This is a genomic window from Bacillus sp. F2HM (genome assembly GCF_019266135.1).
GTDB lineage: Bacteria > Bacillota > Bacilli > Bacillales > Bacillaceae > Bacillus > Bacillus safensis.
This window is the reverse complement of sequence record NZ_LRMO01000026.1, coordinates 1-18,586: the sequence shown is the minus strand read 5'-3', so window position 1 is coordinate 18,586 and position 18,586 is coordinate 1. Positions and strand designations below refer to the sequence as shown.

Below are 18,586 nucleotides of genomic sequence, written 5' to 3'. Positions count from 1 at the left end.
CGATTAAATTTGTTGACTTTTGTTCTGTTCAATTTAAGAATGAACAGCCAAATTCTCATCAATATACTGACGAGCCTTTAATGCATATTCTAAAGGATGAGCAATCGCAGGATTCTGTTCAGCTTCAATGACGATCCACCCTTTATAGCCATGACTGATTAACAAACGGTATACTTCATTAAAATCGATACAGCCATCCCCAGGTACTGTAAACAGTCCATTTAAGAAAGATTCAGAAAAAGACAATTCTTCTTGACGACAGCTTTCCATCACTTCTTTTCTCACATCTTTAAAGTGAACGTGCTGGATACGATCGATATGCAGCTTGAGCAAAGATAAATAATCGCCATCTGATACGTAAATATGTCCAGTATCATATAGAAGGTGAACATACCGAGGGTCTGTTCCAGCTAAAAGACGTGTGACATCTGATAAGGTTTGTACCCCTGTTCCAAGATGATGATGATAGGCTAGTTTGAGATGGTAACTGTTTGCTATTTGACCTAATTCATTGAGCCCTTCTAAAAGCAGCTCCCATTCTTCATCTGTGAAAGATGGCTGATGCTGATAGATGTTGATGTTTTCTTTTTGAATAGAATACGTTTGCTCTGAGACTACAGCTACACTAGCATGAATGTCTTGCAAGTACTGACAATGCTTTTTGAATGCTTGTATTGAAGCCGCTAAACCATCTCGTATCATGTAACTGCTAAACCATTTTCCAGCTATTTTTAAATTGCGAAGTTTTAGTTCTTTATTCAAGACTGCTGGTTCTGGAAAGAAACCACCTGCTTCAGTTCCTTCAAAACCAGCGACACAAATATCACTTAATAAATGAGATAGTGTGTTTTCAGCGCCAAGTGCTGGAATGTCATCGTTCCTCCATCCAATAGGCGCGATGCCCCATGAAATTTCTTCTTTAGACACGTTGTTTGTCACCTTCCTTTTGTTCATTATCATTATTTCCATCTAACTTGATCATCAGTTAACCGATATTGTGATTATTAATTGGGTAACTTGTGGTTAATTTTGAGGTAATCATAATATTAAAAGCGCTTTCGGTCAATTATTTTTCTGAATTTTTTCATTTATTTGTGATTTTATATAAAAAAACCTGATGGCAGTTGCACATCAGGTCTTTTTTCCTTGTTCATTTATTATAGATTCTCCGGATTTTCACCCACTACTATTTTTTTAAAAAAGATTGATTGGCATGATTAATTTGATGACGGTGATGAAGCGCTATACTGTGTAGTCCCTTTGTAGGCTGGCAGTATATCCCCATGCGCTTCAATGAGGTCGTCGCAAAGATTCACGATGTCATCAATTGATAGTTCAGCGCTAGTGTGTGGATCCAGTAAAGCCGCTTGATAAATGTGTTCTTTTTTACCGCTGATTGCTGCTTCAATTGTCATCAGCTGTGAGCTGATATTCGTTCGATTGAGTCCAGCCAATTGTTCAGGTATTTCTCCAACATAGCAAGGCATGATGCCGCTTCGATCTGCCACACACGGTACTTCTACACAGGCTTTTTCAGGCAGGTTGTCAATGAGCCTGCCAGTGTTCAGAACATTTCCGCCAAATTTAAAAGGAACGTTCGTTTCGATCGCTTCAATGATCCGGGAACCATATTCTTTTGACCGGGTATGTGTGATCTGTGTGTTTCCCACAAGTTCATGCTTCATTGTATTCCAATTGTTGATTTGTTCCTCGCAGCGTCTCGGGTATTCATCGAGCGGAATGTTAAACTGACCGATTAGTTCTGGGTACCTTGATTTGATGAAATATGGATGGTATTCGGCATTGTGTTCTGAGGATTCTGTGACATAGTAGCCGAATTTATCCATCAGTTCAAAACGAACCATATCATGATGCCGCGATTGCTGTTTTTCTTTTGCTCGTCTTTTGATTTCTGGATACAAGTCTTTACCATCCCGTTTCACCTCTAATAACCATGCCATATGGTTAATGCCTGCGATTTTTTCTTCAATGCCTTCATGATCCATTTCAAGAGATTCAAATAGGTCCTTTGTACACACCTGCACACTATGACAGAGACCAATCGTTTGAACCTGAGTATAGCGCAGCATCGCCCCAGTCAGTGTGGCCATTGGGTTCGTGTAATTTAACAATAAAGCATTTGGGCAAACCTCTTCCATATCCTTTGCAAAGTCAAGCATGACAGGGATTGTTCGAAGGGAGCGGAAGATGCCGCCGATCCCTACCGTATCCGCAATCGTTTGTCTTAATCCGTATTTTTTAGGTATTTCAAAATCAATGACAGTACTTGGCTGATAGCCTCCAACTTGGATGGCATTGATGACATATTTTGCATCCTTTAAGGCTTCTTTGCGGTTGTGATAGGACTGTATGGTCACATTTGCACCGTAATTTGCTTTTAAATGCGAGAGCATTGTTTCTGATTCTTTCAGCCGGTTGTGGTCGATATCATATAATGCAAATTCAAAGCCTGCAAGGGCGGGAACAAACAGACAATCTCCTAATATATTTTTAGCAAACACGGTACTCCCTGCACCGATAAATGTAATTTTAGACATAGACACTCTCCTTTTTACATCCATATTGGGCTAGCCTTTAACAGAGCCTTGTGAAAGCCCTGCGATAAAATATTTTTGCAAAAGTAAAAACATCGTGACCATTGGCAGCATCGCAATGAGTGCAGCTGCCCCAACGAGCTGAAGCTGATGCTGATTTTGACCAAAAAAATGGGATAAGGCGACTGTGAGTGTATGCATCTCTTTATCTTGCAAAAAGAAGATAGCAAATTGATAGTCGTTCCAAATATACACGCAGGCAATGATTAATACAGAAGCGGTAATGGGCTTCAGAAGCGGAAAAACGACAGTGAAAAAAACTCTGAGTGTCCCTGCTCCATCAATACGGGCAGCTTCTTCAAGCTCCTTTGGAATTGTCGACCGGATAAAGCCTGCATATAAGAAAATTGTCAGCGGCAAAAAAGCAGCGACATTATTTAAAATAGCAATTTGATAGGTATTCATCATCCCGATTTGAACGACCATTTTATAGAGCGGGACAAGGGCTGTGAGTGGTGGAATGACCATAATGGCAATAAATAAAACATAGACCGCTTTATTCAGCCTTGTGTTCCTTCTTGCAAGCGGATAGGCTGCAAGAGATCCAAAGATAATGAGCAATACAGCGGAACTGAACGTAATGATCACTGTATTCAAAAAGGACTGGCCAAGCTGAGCCTCTGTCCATGCTGTGCGGAAGTTTTCAAGATGCAGCGCTTTTGGAAACAGCCATTTTGAACTGAAATCTCCTATCCCCTTTAATGATGTCGTCACCAAAATATAAAATGGAATGAGGTGCAACAATGTGATCAATAGTGCGAGGACGGAGTACCATCTTTTCTTGCGTTTATAGGCGTTATCCATCACACCTCGGTCTCCTTTCGTTTGAAATAAATCAGCGCTGCGACACTAATGACAAGGATGATGACCGCCATGAACACCCCTTGCGTCGCTGCATAGCCTGCATCCTGACGTTTGAAATACAGATCATACATAAAAGTCGACATAGATTGCGAGGAATCTCCAGGTCCGCCGCCCGTGAGTGCCACAATGACATCAAAGAGCTTGAGCCCGCCAATGACATTCAGCACAACATTAATGGTGATCGACGGCATAAGCAGCGGCAATGTAATCCGCCTGAATTGCTGGAAGCTCGATGCGCCGTCTAATTGCGCCGCTTCATAATAATCCTTAGGAATACTTTGAAGTCCTGCTAAATAAATGATCATGGCAATCCCGACGAATTGATATGTGTTGACAAGCACAATGATCCATGTGTTAAATTGCGGGTTGCCGAGCGCATTTATTTGATCAAATCCAAAAAGTGTCACCACATCATTTAAGGCACCGCCTTGGTAAGCAAACACAAAATACCAAATATAGCCCATCGCAATCGGGCTGATCATGACAGGTAAATAGATGACCGTTCTTGTGATGGCTTTCATCTTTAAGCTTTGATTTAATAAAAGAGCATATCCAAGTCCGATGATATTTTGTAAGACAGTGCTCCCAATTCCATAGAGAAGCGTGTTTTTGACAACAAGCCATGTCGCTTGATCCTGAAGCAGCCGCTCATATTGCTCAAGACCAATCCATTGATAAGTTTGTGAGAAACCGTTCCAATTTGTAAAAGAAAGCAGAATGCCGTTCAAAAAAGGATAAATGATAAAGGTACTGACGACGAGAACAGCTGGCATGTACATCCACCAAAGTGAGGAATTCTGGCGTTTTTGTATCTTTTGTTTTGGTAAAGAGGTGAATGCGGCTGGCTGCTTTGCTTTTGTGATGTCATTCATTGGCTTCACTCCTGTTTCAGCATCCATCAGCTATTGTTTTTTCAGACGCTTATATTCCTCTTCCATTTTCTTTGATAACTGTTCTGGTGTGATGGAGCCTGCTAATAATTCTTGACCCGTTGTTGCCATGACTGCCCACATTCCGCTTGGTAAGTATTTTCGATCGAAATACGGTTCAATCTTCACCTGTTCGTATTGATCGTAAAATGTAGAGTAATAGTTTTTCGCTTTCACTTGTTTTAGAGCTGTTTCAGAGGATGTGCCCTCTGCGATTTTTTTTGCGTTTTCAGGTTTTGCTAAAAAATCGATGAATAGTTTTGCTACTTTTAGATGCTTAGAGTCTTTCCAAGCAGCAACAGTAAAACGTTCTCCGCCAATCCAGCTTTGTTCATCTCCTTCATGAATGGCTGGAACAGGCATCGTACCTACTTTGATCGATGAATTCAGTTCTGTTGCTTCAGGTCCTAAAGATCCACCGACAAAGGTGAAGGCGATTTTGTTTTGTGCCATGAGTTCAGGCGCTTGAGAGAGTTTCGCTGTCAGGACATCCTTGTTTAAAAGGTCTTGATCCTTCAGATCTTTCATGAATTGTGCAAGCGGTGTATAGAGAGACCAATCAAATGATCCGTTTTCAAGTTCCTTTCCATATTGATGCTTTTGATCGGTGATTAATAAAGGCGTCGCCAGCTCATCAAAGACCTGGGCAATATTTGAGTTATCTCCTCCTGGTATCCAGAGCGGCACAACCTCTCCTTTGCTCTTTTCTTTCACTGTCAGCAAAGCAGATTTTAATTCATCAAGTGTTTTAGGGACTTCTATGCCATATTCTTTTAATAGATTGGCATTAAAGCTAAGCCCGTCTTTTGCTTGATTCAGCGGATAAGCGTACACTTTCCCATCTTGGTCTTTTAAAATCTGGTCGAGTGAAGGATCAAGCTGTTTGACCCAATCCATCTCTTTTAAATCAGCCACATACTCGCTATAGCGCAGTTTGGCCCAGCCATGTGTATCAAACAGGTCTGGCATATCGTTTGCTCCCATTTTGACGCGGATCATATCTTCATAGCTGTTGCCTGGGAAATTAGCATCGATTCGAATCTGCTCATGCTCCTTCTCAAACTCACGAATGACTTCTTCAAACGCTTTTCTTTCCCCGCTGTTGCTCATCGTTGAAAATAGCGTCAAGGTGACCTTTCCATTTGCTTCAGGTGAGCTGTTATTACCGCAAGCAGACAAAATCATGGTCAAGAACATGGCTGCAGTCAGCAGCATGATTTTTTTATTCATGGTTTCCTCCTTTTAATCACTGAAAATTCAGACGATAATCGGTAGAATTCATGCAGTTGCGGAAACAAAGGAAGTCCATTATACTGGAATTCTATTCTTTTCAAAGAGATAAGAGAGCATACCGGCAGGCTGCCTTGTGTTCAGCATGATCTGGCCATCATGCTATGCAGCTTGCTTTCTGCTTTTTTGTCTCTTTTTTGTGTGCTGAAATCTATGGTTCACCCCCTTTCATGGATGAGACATGTACTGCCTCGCTCGATGAGTGTTGTTGGCACGACGACTTTTAGAGGAAGTTTTCTTCCGTTTATTCTCTCAAGCAAAAGCTTCAGACCGACTTCCCCCATTTCTTCTGTATATACTTTGACGGTCGTAAGCGGCGGGCTTGAAAATGACGCGGCTTCAATGTCATTAAACCCCACAATGGATACATCTGAAGGTACGTGTAGACCCGCTTCATGAAGAGCGCGCATTGCGCCGATTGCCATAGAGTCACTTCCGATGAAAAAGGCTTGCGGCAGTTTTCCCTTTTTGATCGCTTGCTGCATAAGCGTATAGCCTTCTTGCATGGAGTATTCACCAATGTGGATGTCTTCCATATGAAGAGCTCCCGCCTCCTGCATTCTTTTCATAAACGTCGTTTGTCTTTCGTCCTCAATCACAGCATTACCTTCGAAATAATGCTCCCGCTCTTTCCCACCAATATAGCCTAGATGTGTATAGCCGAGAGATTGCAGATGACGAATGGCGCGATCTGCCGCTCTGACAAAATCCACATGTACACAATCATACAAATCTTCATCTGCATAATGATTGATAAAAACAATGTGTTCCATTCGATTTGTCATTTTTTCAACCGTATCGGGGCTGATTCGTCCAATGACGATCAAACCGTCAATATCCTTTAATATCGCCCCTTTATCCATGCTTCTTAGGCGAAAGGTATGGAGAGTGGACAAGCCTTGTTTGGCATATTCTTTTTCAATTCCTTTTCGAATCGATGAAAAAAAGGGATCATTTAATTCTTCGTCAATGGATTGAGCGACAACGACACCGATGACTGGGGATTCAAAGGGGCTTTTTTCTTCTGCTTGATCGGCTTTTCTTGCTCTCACTGGGGTATAGTTTAACTTCTTAGCAATGTCGAGGATGTTTTGTCTCGTAGCGTGTGAAACAGCAAGCGTTTGATCGCCATTTAACACACGGGATACAGTGGAAACGGACACTTTTGCATCATGAGCAATATCTTTGAGTGTGGTCATAGGCAAACTCCTCATCGTTATTTGACTAAATATTTACTAAAGATATTTGAAGGATAACATATTAATAAAGCGCTTTCAATTGTGAATTTGTGATTTTTATTTTGTTTTTTGGGTAATTTTTGGTGAACGAATTGTGTTTTAGTAAAATTTGCGTAAAAAAGAGGATGGATTTCATCCTCTCTTTTACTAACGTGATTCGATTGAGGCTGTTTCTTTTGCAAATATTTGCTTCATTTTGTCCCAAGCAGTGTCGAGTTCTTTATGAAGTCCAAATAAACCTGAGGTGCCGATGATGTAAATCTCATTTCCAGCCTCAGCAAGCAACCGGAACGTGCTCACATTACAAGAGCCGTCTACTTCAATTGAAAACGAGTATCCTCCGTGTTTTTTGATATCTCTCACCTGTTTAATTTTTTGAAGCATTTCTTTAATAAAAGGCTGTCCGGCAAAGCCTGGATCGATCGTCATGATCGTCACTCTGTCTATTAAATGAATAAAGGAATCTAGCGCCCCAACTGGTGTGGCGGGATTTAGAACAAAGCCAACCTCACATTTTCTTTGGTGAATATGCCGGATGATTCGAAAGGCATCTTTTTGCACGACTTCTGGGTGTAAACAAATCATCGTTGCGCCTGCATCAATACATGCATCGATTAAAAATTCCTGCGGATGTTCGGCCATTAGATGAACATCAATCGGTAAATTTGTCAGTTTCCGAAGCTGTTCAATGAAAAAGGGTGATAACGTCATATTCTTCACATAATGTCCATCCATCACGTCGACATGGTACCGGTCTGCTCTTGTGTTTAGAAGATGAATTTGTTCACGGAAGTGCGTTAGATCCATGCACATCAGTGAAGGTGAAAAAATGGCTGTCATTCTCAGGCTCCTCCTTTTTACAGCTGAAATAAAAACTTGATCAATCCAATCAAGATTCCGATGATACCAAAGTCTGTATCTCCAAACGTTGTCCCTTCAAAGCCAAGGGCTCCTAACACAGGTAATAAACAGGCAGGTAAAAAGGAAAGAAGCAATCCATTTACAAAGGCCCCAGCGACAGCACCTCTTACCCCTCCTGTTGCATTGCCATACACGCCTGCTGTAGCACCGCAAAAAAAGTGCGGGACAAGACCAGGGACAATGACAGTTAAACCAAACAAAGGTAAAAGAAAAATGGATACAATGCCTCCTGCAAAGCTGCATAAAAAACCGATAATGACCGCATTTGGCGCAAATGGAAAAACGGTTGGCGCATCAAGTGCTGGCTTTGCCCCCTTCACGAATCGATCGGCAATTCCTTTAAACGCAGGCACGATCTCGCCAATGGCCATCCGTACCCCTGCTAAAATAATGTACACACCAGCAGCAAACGTAATCGCCTGAATGAGAATGAAGACAGCGAAGTTCGTGCCCCCGCTAATTTGTTCTATATAAGAAATTCCTGCAAACGGTGCAATCGCAAAGAACAGCAAAGCCATCGTAATCGAAATGGCAACAGATGTATCTCTTAGAAAACCGAGTGATTTAGGCACTTGAATGGTTTCCGTTGATTTTTCTGGAGATCCAACCCATTTGCCGATCATTCCCGCAGTAAAATAACCGAAAGTACTGAAGTGTCCGAGCGCGAGATCATTGCTTCCGGTGACTTTCCTCGTAAACGGTTGAAGGATTGCGGGTGCAATGACCATAGCTGCACCTAATATCATTGAGCCAGTGGAAATGAGCAGCCACCCGTGCAGGCCGGCTGTCGAGAGAACGACGGCGAGCATCGCCGCCATATACAACGTGTGGTGACCAGTCAAAAAGACGTATTTAAGGGGTGTGAATCTTGCAAGTAACAAATTGACCAGCATACCAAAAATCATGATGAGTGCTGTCTGTGTACCGAATTCCTTTTGAGCAATGGCGGCCATAGCATCTGTATTTGGGACAACCCCTTGAATGTGAAAGGCTGCTTCAAACATCTTTCGAAAAACCCCAAGTGAATCAGAGACGACTGTAGCGCCCGCCCCTAATATTAAGAAACCCATGGTTGTTTTCAAGGTGCCTGACACAGTGTCTGCAGCTGATTTTTTCTGCAAAAGTAAACCGGTTAGTGCAAACAAACCGATGAGAATGGCAGGTGTGCCCAATATATCGTTCATGATCAGTTCTATCATGATGTGAATCCCCCTTTTTCATGACTTAAATGTGTTGACGAAGCACGTCTTTAATGGCTTTCTGGTCTAGTAAATTATTTAAGCCAGCCACATTTCTTGTGCCGTCATTCAGCTGGTCAATAATATCAGCTGCGCCGATATAAAGGTCTGCTTGTTCATTTTTACTTGTACTGAGATCGGTATGATCTACTTCAGCTTTAAGACCTAATTCTTCTAATGCTTTTTTGACATTCATTTCTACAATAAAGCTGCTTCCTAACCCGTTTCCACATACAACAAGAATTTTTTTCATTGTCTTACTCCCCCTTTATACTTGTGAAAATTGATCAATTAGTTTTTGGACCGATGCTAAATCTTCTGCTTCAATCAATTGTTTCGTGCGTTTCTCTTCACTTAACAGCATGGTCAGCTGTTTAAGTGCTTTCAAGTGGCTCATGCTGTCAATAGCGGCTAACACAATGACGAGCCGCACCTGCTTTTTTCCATCCTTTGAAAACGAAATGGGCTGGTTGAATGACATGAGCGTCATGCTCAATTTGTTCACGCCATCCTCGGGCCTTGCATGTGGGATGGCCACTTGTGGTGCAATGACAATATAAGGACCATTTTGATGAACAGACTGTATCATGGCTTCTACATAACTTGGTTTAATAGCATTTTGATCAAGTAAAGGCTGCGCCGCTTTTGTAATCGCCTCTTGCCATGTGTCTGCTGTTTGGTGGAGCTTGATGGTTTGTTCTGTTAATAAATCATTTAACACTGGGTTCCACCCTTTCTGATAGGATACATATGTGGGATGAAGCAGCTCCCGAATGTCATGAAGCAGTGCTTGTTTATTTTGAACGATGGTATGCTGCTGAATGATGTTGAATAGAGCGTTTACATACCCCTCGTCAATCTTCGTTTCTGAGCCTTTTCCGTATTGAAGTAATGTTTTTTTCTCATAGGCAGTTAAAATAGGATGAACGAGATGAACTGGTTTTCCTTTAAATGAAATAGGTGTTGTGGACACAACGAAATCTGCATCAACTGCTGCTAATTCTTCATATGCACGCTTTGATAACAGTCCGCGTACTTCGATGTAGCCGATTAATTCGAGAAGCTGAGTTTTCAGCATGTTACTTGTGCCAATTCCTTCTCCGCAGACAATGTATACAGAACGCTTAACAATGGATGAAATTCCTTCTCTTCTCATCCAGCTGCCAAAATGCATGGCGAGATATGCAATTTCATGGTCACTCAACTTTGAACAGGCCGCATTTTCTAAATGGCAGGCAACTTTTTGAGTAATTTCAAATACTTCTGGCTGTGCTTTTTTTATAGACTCCGTCAGTTCGTTGATTACACCAATGTGATAGATGAGTCTGTAATAGGCTGGAATTAAATGCATTGTTAAGTTTTGCTCCAATGCTTTAGGTTCTTGAAAGGAAATACAAGCATATCGCTGAAAGTCAAATATCATTTGTCTGGCGATGGTGCGAATGAGATGTTCTTCTGGTTTTTTAATTGATGGAAGTTTTTGTTTTTTGGCACTGAGCCATAAGGTGCTAAGAAAATAGATCTCATCATCATGAACAATGAGACTGGCCTCTTTTTGAATCTGCGCCATGAAACGAATAGCCGCCAAGCATTCCTCTGTTTCCTGCAATGTTCGCTTTTCTTCGTTTGAAATGTGTACAGCATGCCCTAGCTTCATCCGCTTGAAGTAGAAAAAGAGATCCAAAGAGAGCTGATCCAGCATCTCATCTGCAAATTCAAGCTTAAGTTCTTGTTCTGACTGCTGGAGGAGATGGTGTACCCGTTTGGATGAAATAGGTCCCTTTAACCAAAACGACGGAAACGTTTTTTCGTTTTTTATCATGGTGCGAATGAAATGTATATAAGGTTTGAGTGCCAATCGAATGGCCCTTTCGTCTCCTGAAATGACATAGCCGCTTGCTGCCTGATAGCGGAGTGTGATCTCCTGCTTGAAAAGCGCTTCTTTTAGCTGTTTCATATCCTCAAGCAATGTATTTCGGCTCACCTTTGTCATCTTCATAAAATCATCAATTCTTAGGCAATGCTCGCTGCATGCAATGGATAAAAGCAAGATAGCCCTTCGTTCTTTTACACATGGTTCATAATCGTGACCAACAAGAATGGTATCAGCTTTTTGAAGAATGACTTCTTTTTCATGAGGATTTAAATAATAGCCAAGATGGCCTTTTCGCTGCACACCACTAAGCTGATGAGTTTCCAGCCAGCTGTTCATTCGTTTGATTTCAGCATAAACGGTTCGAGTCGAGACATTCATTCGATTCTGTAAATCTTCTATTGATAGATAAGATGTCGTATGAAGCAGCATAGATAGTAAAGTCGTGCCCCTTTTGGTTAAGTACAGTTGGAATTCCTCCTTTCTTCCCTTTGCTTATAAGTCTAATCAACTCACATGCATCAAAGAAGTCCAAATGTCTTCAGCACGTGCTGTGCAGCGATTGTGTGCTTTTTTCATAAGAAAAACACACCATTTGAGTGTGCTTTCAGGCTTGTATACAAAGAGTTCTTTGCCTTCTTTTGCGTGTTTGCGAACCAATAAACGCAAAAAACCTTGAATGATATAAAGCCAGCCAAGGTTTTTTCACTTCTTATCATCTTTTGATTTCTTTTCCCTTGGCTACTGCCCATGCATACCGTTGCATCGAGTGAATGCGATTTCAAAAAAGAATGTCTTTTAAGAACAAATACAAAATGATGTCATAATACAGATAAAACTTGTTCTCCTCTTAGGAATTCAATAAATGCTTTAACAGATTTAGTCTCTGTAGATTTCTGATCATACATGAGCCAAGTATCTCTAGTTAATGGCTTTTTCTTAGTATCATATATTTCCATTGTATATAGTTTATCTGAATTTCTTAAGCAAATCTCGGGTGCTATCGAGTACCCAAGCCCTTGCTTCACCATTTCTTTGCATGTCTCATGTCGATCAACTTTCATAGCTATGTTTGGTTGCAGGACTAGATTGTCGTACATCCAATCATCGAGAATAGTCTTTAAAGAATTATCAGTCTCATATTTTATAAATGGTAACAAAGGAAGCTGTCCTATATTAATGAGATCTCTAGAGATGATTAGTAATTTTTCTTTTGTAAGCCTCTCCTTCTCTCCTTTCCATCGATGGTCCCCTCTAATTATTCCAACTTGTACAATACCTGCATCTAATAACTTCATGACATCAGTGCTCCATCCAGTTTGCACACTAAATTGGACATTGGGATATATGTTGGAAAAATCTCTAAGTAATTTAGGGAGCTTATATTGTGCGAAATTGCTGGAAATGCCAAGTCTTAAGTGTCCCTGTACTTCTTTTCCTAAGTTAACGATTTTATCCTTGGTATCCTGCAGTTCCTTTAACATTCTTCGTGCATAGAAAACTAAATGCTCTCCCTCTACAGTAAAGGTAATTCCCTTATGTCTTTTGTTAAACAATTTAATCTCAAAAACTTCCTCAATCTTATTTAATCTATAAGTAATTGAGGGCTGAGATGTATACAACCTTTCCGCTGTTTTTGTTAAATTTTGCTCATTGTAAAGGATATCAAGTAAAATCCAATCTTTTTCATCCATAGTGGTCATCCTTTCTAAGTTTATTATAATTATAGATGTGTTCTTGTTAAATTGAATAATACTTTATTTTGTACATCCTACACGAACCTTATAACACGAAGTATACGTACTGATTTACATGCAGAGAGCATATCAAATAGGTAAGGGGGGCCTCTTTAAGAGTCCCCCCTTACCCTATAGCCCTATTTCTATGCATGTTGTTTTAGAAATGATGCAGCATTGAAACCAGCAGTTTTTCCAAATACTGAACCAGACATTAAACCTGAACCACCTGGATAGTTCTCATAGAAAATACCCCCTACCATCTCACCAGCTACGTATAAACCCTTGATAGGTTTATTTTTAGAATTTAAAACCTCTGCATTTGTATTCACTCGAAGACCGCCAAATGCAAAGGTAACACCGCATGTTACCGGATAAGCATAATAAGGTGCTTGATCTATTGTCAGCGCCCAATTTGTTTTTGGTGGTGTTATCCCTACAGTCCCCTTTCCATCCTTAATGGAAGGATTATAGTCTCCTTCTTGCACGGACAAATTATATTCTTGTATCGTATCTTTAAACACTTCTTTACTGATTTTCATAAGGTCTGCAAGTTCTTCTAAGCTATCAGCTTGATAGCAGGTAGCTTCGTCCAAAGTATATTCATCGCGTAATAATGGATGTACTTTGGCATCAAATACTTGAAATGCTTTATGACCGGGCTGCTTGAGGATTTCTCTTCCATATTTAGCGTACGTATAATTCCTAAAATCTGCTCCTTCATCTACAAATCTCTTCCCTTCCAAATTAAACATTAAGCCAAGTGGAAAAGAGGATTTCTTGTAAATATCGCCAGGCTTGTTAAAATCACCAACCGCTGGAGCATTATAATCAGTGCCTATAGAATGGCAGCTGCTCCAATCTCCATATTTAGAAGCACCAGCTTTCACTGCCATATCCAAGCCGTCTCCAGTGTTATATTCCGTACCTCTGACAATCGCACCTTCCCATTCCTTACCCAGGAATTCGATTCTCATCTTTTTATTTGCTTCAAAACTACCACATGCAAGAATGACGGTTTTAGAATAAATTTGAACTAACTCACCGTTCTTTTCGACTACTACACCCGTTACCCCATCATCAACACTAATTAAATCAACCGTTCTGGCATCATACTTCACTTTTATTCCTAATTGATCAACACGCTGATAAAGTTGTTTGATGAGGCCAACACCTTTTCCAGAAGTCTTAAGAGGTAAACCACCCCAAAAATGCCGCTTTCCTTCTTTTTCATATGACTGATTATCATAATTTAATTCAAATTTTACTCCGTTTTTATACATCCACTTAATAGTTTCAAAAGATTTTGAAATTAAATGGTGGGCTAATTTGTTATCACTTTTACCAGAAGTCACTCTCATCAAATCATTCATGAAATCATCCTCTGTATAAGTAGGCATTACAATATGTTCTGAGTCATAATCTGTCAAATCCGGAAGTACTTCTCTTAACATATCTAATCTGTTATAGGCTACTCGAATTGCACCATCTGTGAAATATGAATTTCCTCCACGTTTTTCAATAGGTGCCCTTTCAAGAACAAGTACATTTGCCCCTCCTTCATGTGCACTAATAGCAGCACACAAAGCCGCATTACCCCCGCCAACAATGATAACATCATATGAGTTATTCACTCAGCTACTCCTCCTTGACTTTATTTTGTAACATAAATGTGACTGTACATTAATGTTAAAGAAGATATAGCCATAAGTGAAATATATGTTTTTTTAATTCAATTTAAAATTTTGTTTATAACTGTTGATTACTTGCAATTATTAATAGGTTTATCTATGTAAACATTTAGCTAATTAAGCACAAGGACTATTAGATAAATTCTCTAGAGATAATGGTTCAAACTAATATGAAGGAGTTAGATCCCTCTACAATATAAAAATGCCTTCCCAGTTAAGGAAGAGGCACTTTCTAAAAAACCTATTTACTCATGGTACGGTTACCATGAGGTCTAACCAGCATTGATTATGGACAATATAGTAGTAGTCTCTCTTGTAAACTTTCCAAGATTTCTACAGGCATTTCCCTGACCTTGATATCCTCACCTAGAAAAAAAAGCCAATTTGTTATTTCGGTTATTTCTTCTGAATGATTAACATTGATAAAAGTCTTTAAAATGGCTGTAGTTTGGTAAGGATTCGTATAAGAAATTGACATTTTGAAAGGATGGTATTTTTTGAACTGTGCAATTGCCTTTGGACCAAGTTCAAGGACAAGGTTAATTACTTCTTCCTGTTTACTTAGTTTTTCTAAAATCTTTTTCCTGCTTAATCGAATATTTGTAGAGCATGGTTCTACATCTGTGAGATGGTCGACAGGCAAAATCCGTTTCTTCTCCTCCTTTAAATCAAAGCCTTCAATCAGCCACAGGCTTTTTTCACGATAAAGATTCAAGAGGTAAATAGGATAGGACTTTATCACGTTCTCCTCTCTCATGGTAATCAGTAAATATCGATCCAAAATAAGCAGTTGGATTAATTTTTCTAACATGGGATGAGGGAGATCTGTCAAATCAAGCAGATCAGGATTATTCGGATTAGTCCCTTCAAATAGTAAGAGGCGATTTAAAAGAACAAGGTCATCTTGCTGGGTTTCTGAGATGAGTCCTAGTAATTTTTCAGCTAAAGACTGGCGACTCTTTAAATAAGGGAGTTGTTGGTTTCTCGTGGCCATAAAGGCAATAAAAAGAGCTTTAATCTCATTATCGGTAAAACGAACAGTTGGCAGGACAGAGTTGTTCATCACAAAATATCCCCCGTCCCTTCCGACTTCTGCGACAAGCGGCATCCCCATAGCTTCAATTTCTCTGATGTCTCTAATTGCTGTCGAACGAGAGATATTAAATTCTCTCATGATTTCAGAAATTGTAAAGTTGGCGCGGTTGTTAATATACCGCATGATGGTATTAATCCGTTCAACTTTTTTCATCTGGTCCCCCCTAAACAGTATCATTTTTTGACATGGTTTAAGCCTATTATATATTTATCAAGTGAAAAGAAAAAACATTTGATCAATTTTTGAAATGGATGTGTAGAATATGACAGATTATATACTAGAAGAAAAAGACAGCTTTCACGTGTTAGGTATTGGAACTGAACTTAAGAGTCATTACACAGACTATGCGGGCATCACGAAGGAAAAAGCAGACTTTTGGCAAGCAGTCAACCAAGAAGGTAAGCTTGACACCTTAAAAGCCATTGCCACAAATGACTATATTTTTATCGTAAACGAAGCGATAAATAACAAGCTGATGCATTATGTCGGGGTCATGACAGAGGAATCGTTACCAGAAGCGGACAGAGTGATTCAATTTCCTAAAGGGGAATATCTAATCGTTAAAGGGGAAGCTAAAACGGCTGATGACTTGCATCAAACGCTTACTGGCATTGCATTTGGTCAAGTCTTGCCTGAAGCAAAGAATTTTGCCTATGTTGGTGGACCAAATGCAGTGGTAGAAATGGGACAGCGAAACGACTTATTACTTGGTGAGATGTGGATTCCTGTTGTACGGAAATAAGAAGGATATGGAGGGATAGAAATGGCTTATATCGTTGATTTTAAACATGTGTCTACGATTGGTTTAGAGTCTTCACCTGTAGTAGAAGCACTTGCTGGCTTACGAGCGAATGAGGCTCGTTACTTTATGAACAAATATAAGCATGCATTTACAGTATTACCTGCCAGCGAAAGTCAGGAGACCCTTGATTATGTGAACCGAGTGTTAAAAGAAGAACGTGAACTAGAGTTTGCAGCCAAACCATTAGAAACGGCAAGTTTTCAAGTGGAAAATATCAAATGGACCTACGTCTTTTATGAGGATGGTCTTGCAATTAACGTCCTGTATACAGTGGATGACCCGAAAAAACGCGCTGTTGGTTTTAAGCTTTCTGAAGGGATGGAAGTACCAAAGGAATTAGAAGGAAAATTTAAATTTGCTAGGCAGAAGTCTAAACTAGCTGGAACGATTCGTGGGTCATTTTTTAAAATTAAAGGGGAATATTGAGTTAAGAAACACTTTCTTCACTCGAATTTGTGAATCTGATTGAACAAATAAATTTCTACCTTCTAAACAGAGCAGCATTCTCTATGCATTATTTAGAGGATGTTTTTCTGTTTATTGTACCAACCTCATTTTCTTATGAAGAAGTTCGCCGTTAAAGTGGCTGGTCTGTTTAACATCTATACTTTTTCAAGAAAAAGATGTAAAGTATCCCTCATTCAAAAAACACTCACTTTAAAAGCTGTGAGTGCTCATTTTGGCTTGTCTCTATCATACGTGACCCACACAGGAAAAAAGGTCCTCATCTCCCTTTTTGTCGGTTTTTTCTCAATTTGAAGTCCAATAACACAAAAAACCTTGAAAGGCATTAAGCCAATCAAGGTTTTTTTGCGTAATATCATTAAAAATGAACTAATTTGAATTCATTTTTGAAAGAAAGTCTTGAAGAACTCCTTTTACTGGTGAATTCGTAGTAGTAGCCACTACATGATTTACACGTTCTAAAATTTGAGGTTGCTTCAATATCAATTTCTTGCCTTCTTCAATTGGGAAACTTCTCAAAGTATCAATACAAATCTCAAATAATTCGTTATCATTAGTATTCAACAAATCTATTAAAATATTTAACTCATATTCATTGCACTCATTATCCAGACAATAAGCGATTTTACGCTGCCACTCTATTGGTTTATTAGGCACCTGATTTGATAGTTCCTCCCAGTCGTTTAGGCTAAAATCAGAGAGTATCTCACGAGCAATCAAACACCCGTCATCATACCATGAATCTACTGTTGTATCAGCAGATAAAAGATTATCTAATTCTCTAAACATATAGAGTCCCCTAATTATGAAATTACTCTGAGAACACATTCGAGTACCTACAGCCTCAAAAATTGATCAAAAACGAGTAAAACTGAAGAAACTAGCGATGTTAATTTGTTAGTAAATAAGTATCTATTATTTTATTTCCACCAGTTGGATGTAATTTCTTTCAAATGAAATTCTATAAAATCAATCACTTTGGTATAGTCATCCGAGCTGAATTCCTCAATAGGATTGTCCCAATCTGTATTTTTAACTATTAGAACAAGGTAGTTACCATCAGAAGATAAATCAGGATACCACCCTAAATCCAATGTTATTGATGATTTCTCATGATAAAGTTGTAATAAACTTTCAGTGAACATAAACCATCTATCATCTTCTGCTTCTAACTTTTTAGGGTCAATTTCCCTAAAATTATTATAACGTACAATCCAACCTTCAGTTATTCTTAAAGGGTGAATGTTTACTTCGGGAATATCAAGTTTCACATATTTTCTCATCATCATCTGACCTCTTTGTTAATATTCTAGTTATTTTATTCCTAATTTATTTAAATATTTAGTTAATCTGTCTCCAGCAATCGGGTGGCCGTGATACACATTTCCACTCGTCAGTTCTCCCCTAATCCAACTAGTAGATTTACCATTATCATAACCAACAATTTTACCTGTATCATAAATGAAATAAAAATTATTGTTGCCGTTATCAATGATATGCCCTTTTTGAAGAGCCTCTTTTTCTAAGACTTTATTATTTATTTCAGGCAGGTATTGAGCATTTCTTTTCCCTGTCTCACTAAAACGTTTGGCTTCTTCAGCAGTCCTAGCCTTTAAATGTTTATTATCATGATGAGAATATACTGCATTATTTATCTTAGATCTAAAATCTTTTCTACCATAATAACTTTTATGAGCAATTTCATCATGCCTTTTTGAGATATTAGGTATACCTGTACTCTTTACCCCCATCTTACCTTGAAAACCTTTCGCTCCAAATGGCAAAAGCATTCCCAGCGCCGCATTCATACTCGCTTCCTGCTGTTCTT

General features: G+C 39.3%; 17 protein-coding genes and 1 pseudogene. 2 read left to right on the top strand and 16 right to left on the bottom strand.

The features are described 5' to 3' along the window. Nucleotides 1–33: 33 nt before the first annotated feature. From iolE to AWT60_RS16050, 13 genes are all read right to left on the bottom strand, one after another. Nucleotides 34–927, bottom strand: a complete 894-nt coding sequence (iolE, locus tag AWT60_RS16110) for a myo-inosose-2 dehydratase (protein ID WP_218677474.1) — start codon at nt 925–927, stop codon at nt 34–36. A 290-nt stretch (nt 928–1,217) separates the two neighbouring features. Beyond that, nucleotides 1,218–2,558, bottom strand: a complete 1,341-nt coding sequence (gene melA / locus AWT60_RS16105) for an alpha-glucosidase/alpha-galactosidase (RefSeq protein ID WP_202738984.1) — start codon at nt 2,556–2,558, stop codon at nt 1,218–1,220. A gap of 30 nt (nt 2,559–2,588) precedes the next feature. Then, on the bottom strand, nt 2,589–3,419 hold the full coding sequence (locus AWT60_RS16100; protein WP_041109313.1) for a carbohydrate ABC transporter permease: 831 nt from the start codon (nt 3,417–3,419) through the stop codon (nt 2,589–2,591). Further along, nucleotides 3,419–4,351, bottom strand: coding sequence for a carbohydrate ABC transporter permease (locus tag AWT60_RS16095; protein WP_202738983.1), 933 nt, complete (start codon nt 4,349–4,351; stop codon nt 3,419–3,421). The genes AWT60_RS16100 and AWT60_RS16095 overlap by 1 nt, the downstream gene beginning before the upstream one ends. A 30-nt stretch (nt 4,352–4,381) precedes the next feature. Beyond that, a complete protein-coding gene (locus AWT60_RS16090) occupies nt 4,382–5,638 on the bottom strand; it encodes an ABC transporter substrate-binding protein (protein WP_218677473.1) in 1,257 nt (418 codons plus the stop codon). Nucleotides 5,639–5,856: 218 nt separating this feature from the next. After that, nucleotides 5,857–6,897: a LacI family DNA-binding transcriptional regulator gene (locus AWT60_RS16085; protein ID WP_218677472.1), complete on the bottom strand. Its 1,041-nt coding sequence runs from the start codon at nt 6,895–6,897 to the stop codon at nt 5,857–5,859. 186 nt (nt 6,898–7,083) lie between these two features. Then, the gene (gene alsE, locus AWT60_RS16080; RefSeq protein WP_218677471.1) at nt 7,084–7,776 is read right to left on the bottom strand and encodes a D-allulose 6-phosphate 3-epimerase; all 693 of its coding nucleotides are present in this window, start codon (nt 7,774–7,776) and stop codon (nt 7,084–7,086) included. Between the two features lie 17 nt (nt 7,777–7,793). Beyond that, nucleotides 7,794–9,056, bottom strand: a complete 1,263-nt coding sequence (locus AWT60_RS16075) for a PTS ascorbate transporter subunit IIC (protein WP_218677470.1) — start codon at nt 9,054–9,056, stop codon at nt 7,794–7,796. 25 nt (nt 9,057–9,081) lie between these two features. Next, on the bottom strand, nt 9,082–9,348 hold the full coding sequence (locus AWT60_RS16070) for a PTS sugar transporter subunit IIB (RefSeq protein ID WP_039179043.1): 267 nt from the start codon (nt 9,346–9,348) through the stop codon (nt 9,082–9,084). A gap of 15 nt (nt 9,349–9,363) precedes the next feature. After that, nucleotides 9,364–11,436, bottom strand: a complete 2,073-nt coding sequence (locus AWT60_RS16065) for a BglG family transcription antiterminator (RefSeq protein ID WP_256928542.1) — start codon at nt 11,434–11,436, stop codon at nt 9,364–9,366. Nucleotides 11,437–11,789: 353 nt separating this feature from the next. Then, nucleotides 11,790–12,662, bottom strand: a complete 873-nt coding sequence (locus AWT60_RS16060; RefSeq protein ID WP_087975333.1) for a LysR family transcriptional regulator — start codon at nt 12,660–12,662, stop codon at nt 11,790–11,792. Between the two features lie 188 nt (nt 12,663–12,850). Then, nucleotides 12,851–14,338 (bottom strand): FAD-dependent tricarballylate dehydrogenase TcuA, encoded by a 1,488-nt coding sequence (gene tcuA, locus AWT60_RS16055; protein WP_218677468.1) that lies wholly within the window; start codon nt 14,336–14,338, stop codon nt 12,851–12,853. Nucleotides 14,339–14,681: 343 nt separating this feature from the next. Then, complete coding sequence (locus AWT60_RS16050; protein WP_218677467.1) at nt 14,682–15,644, bottom strand: helix-turn-helix transcriptional regulator; 963 nt, start codon at nt 15,642–15,644, stop codon at nt 14,682–14,684. Between the two features lie 109 nt (nt 15,645–15,753). Between AWT60_RS16050 and AWT60_RS16045 the strand changes: the two genes are divergently transcribed. Next, complete coding sequence (locus AWT60_RS16045) at nt 15,754–16,233, top strand: GyrI-like domain-containing protein (protein ID WP_075623261.1); 480 nt, start codon at nt 15,754–15,756, stop codon at nt 16,231–16,233. A gap of 21 nt (nt 16,234–16,254) precedes the next feature. Continuing rightward, the gene (locus AWT60_RS16040) at nt 16,255–16,719 is read left to right on the top strand and encodes a phage tail protein (RefSeq protein WP_218677466.1); all 465 of its coding nucleotides are present in this window, start codon (nt 16,255–16,257) and stop codon (nt 16,717–16,719) included. Between the two features lie 408 nt (nt 16,720–17,127). Here AWT60_RS16040 and AWT60_RS16035 read toward each other — a convergent pair whose 3' ends face one another. From AWT60_RS16035 to AWT60_RS16025, 3 genes and pseudogenes are all read right to left on the bottom strand, one after another. Then, nucleotides 17,128–17,547: a hypothetical protein gene (locus AWT60_RS16035; protein WP_218677465.1), complete on the bottom strand. Its 420-nt coding sequence runs from the start codon at nt 17,545–17,547 to the stop codon at nt 17,128–17,130. A gap of 131 nt (nt 17,548–17,678) precedes the next feature. Continuing rightward, the gene (locus AWT60_RS16030) at nt 17,679–18,041 is read right to left on the bottom strand and encodes a hypothetical protein (protein WP_058838694.1); all 363 of its coding nucleotides are present in this window, start codon (nt 18,039–18,041) and stop codon (nt 17,679–17,681) included. A gap of 30 nt (nt 18,042–18,071) precedes the next feature. Continuing rightward, a pseudogene (locus tag AWT60_RS16025) lies at nt 18,072–18,586 on the bottom strand (hypothetical protein); the annotation flags it as partial.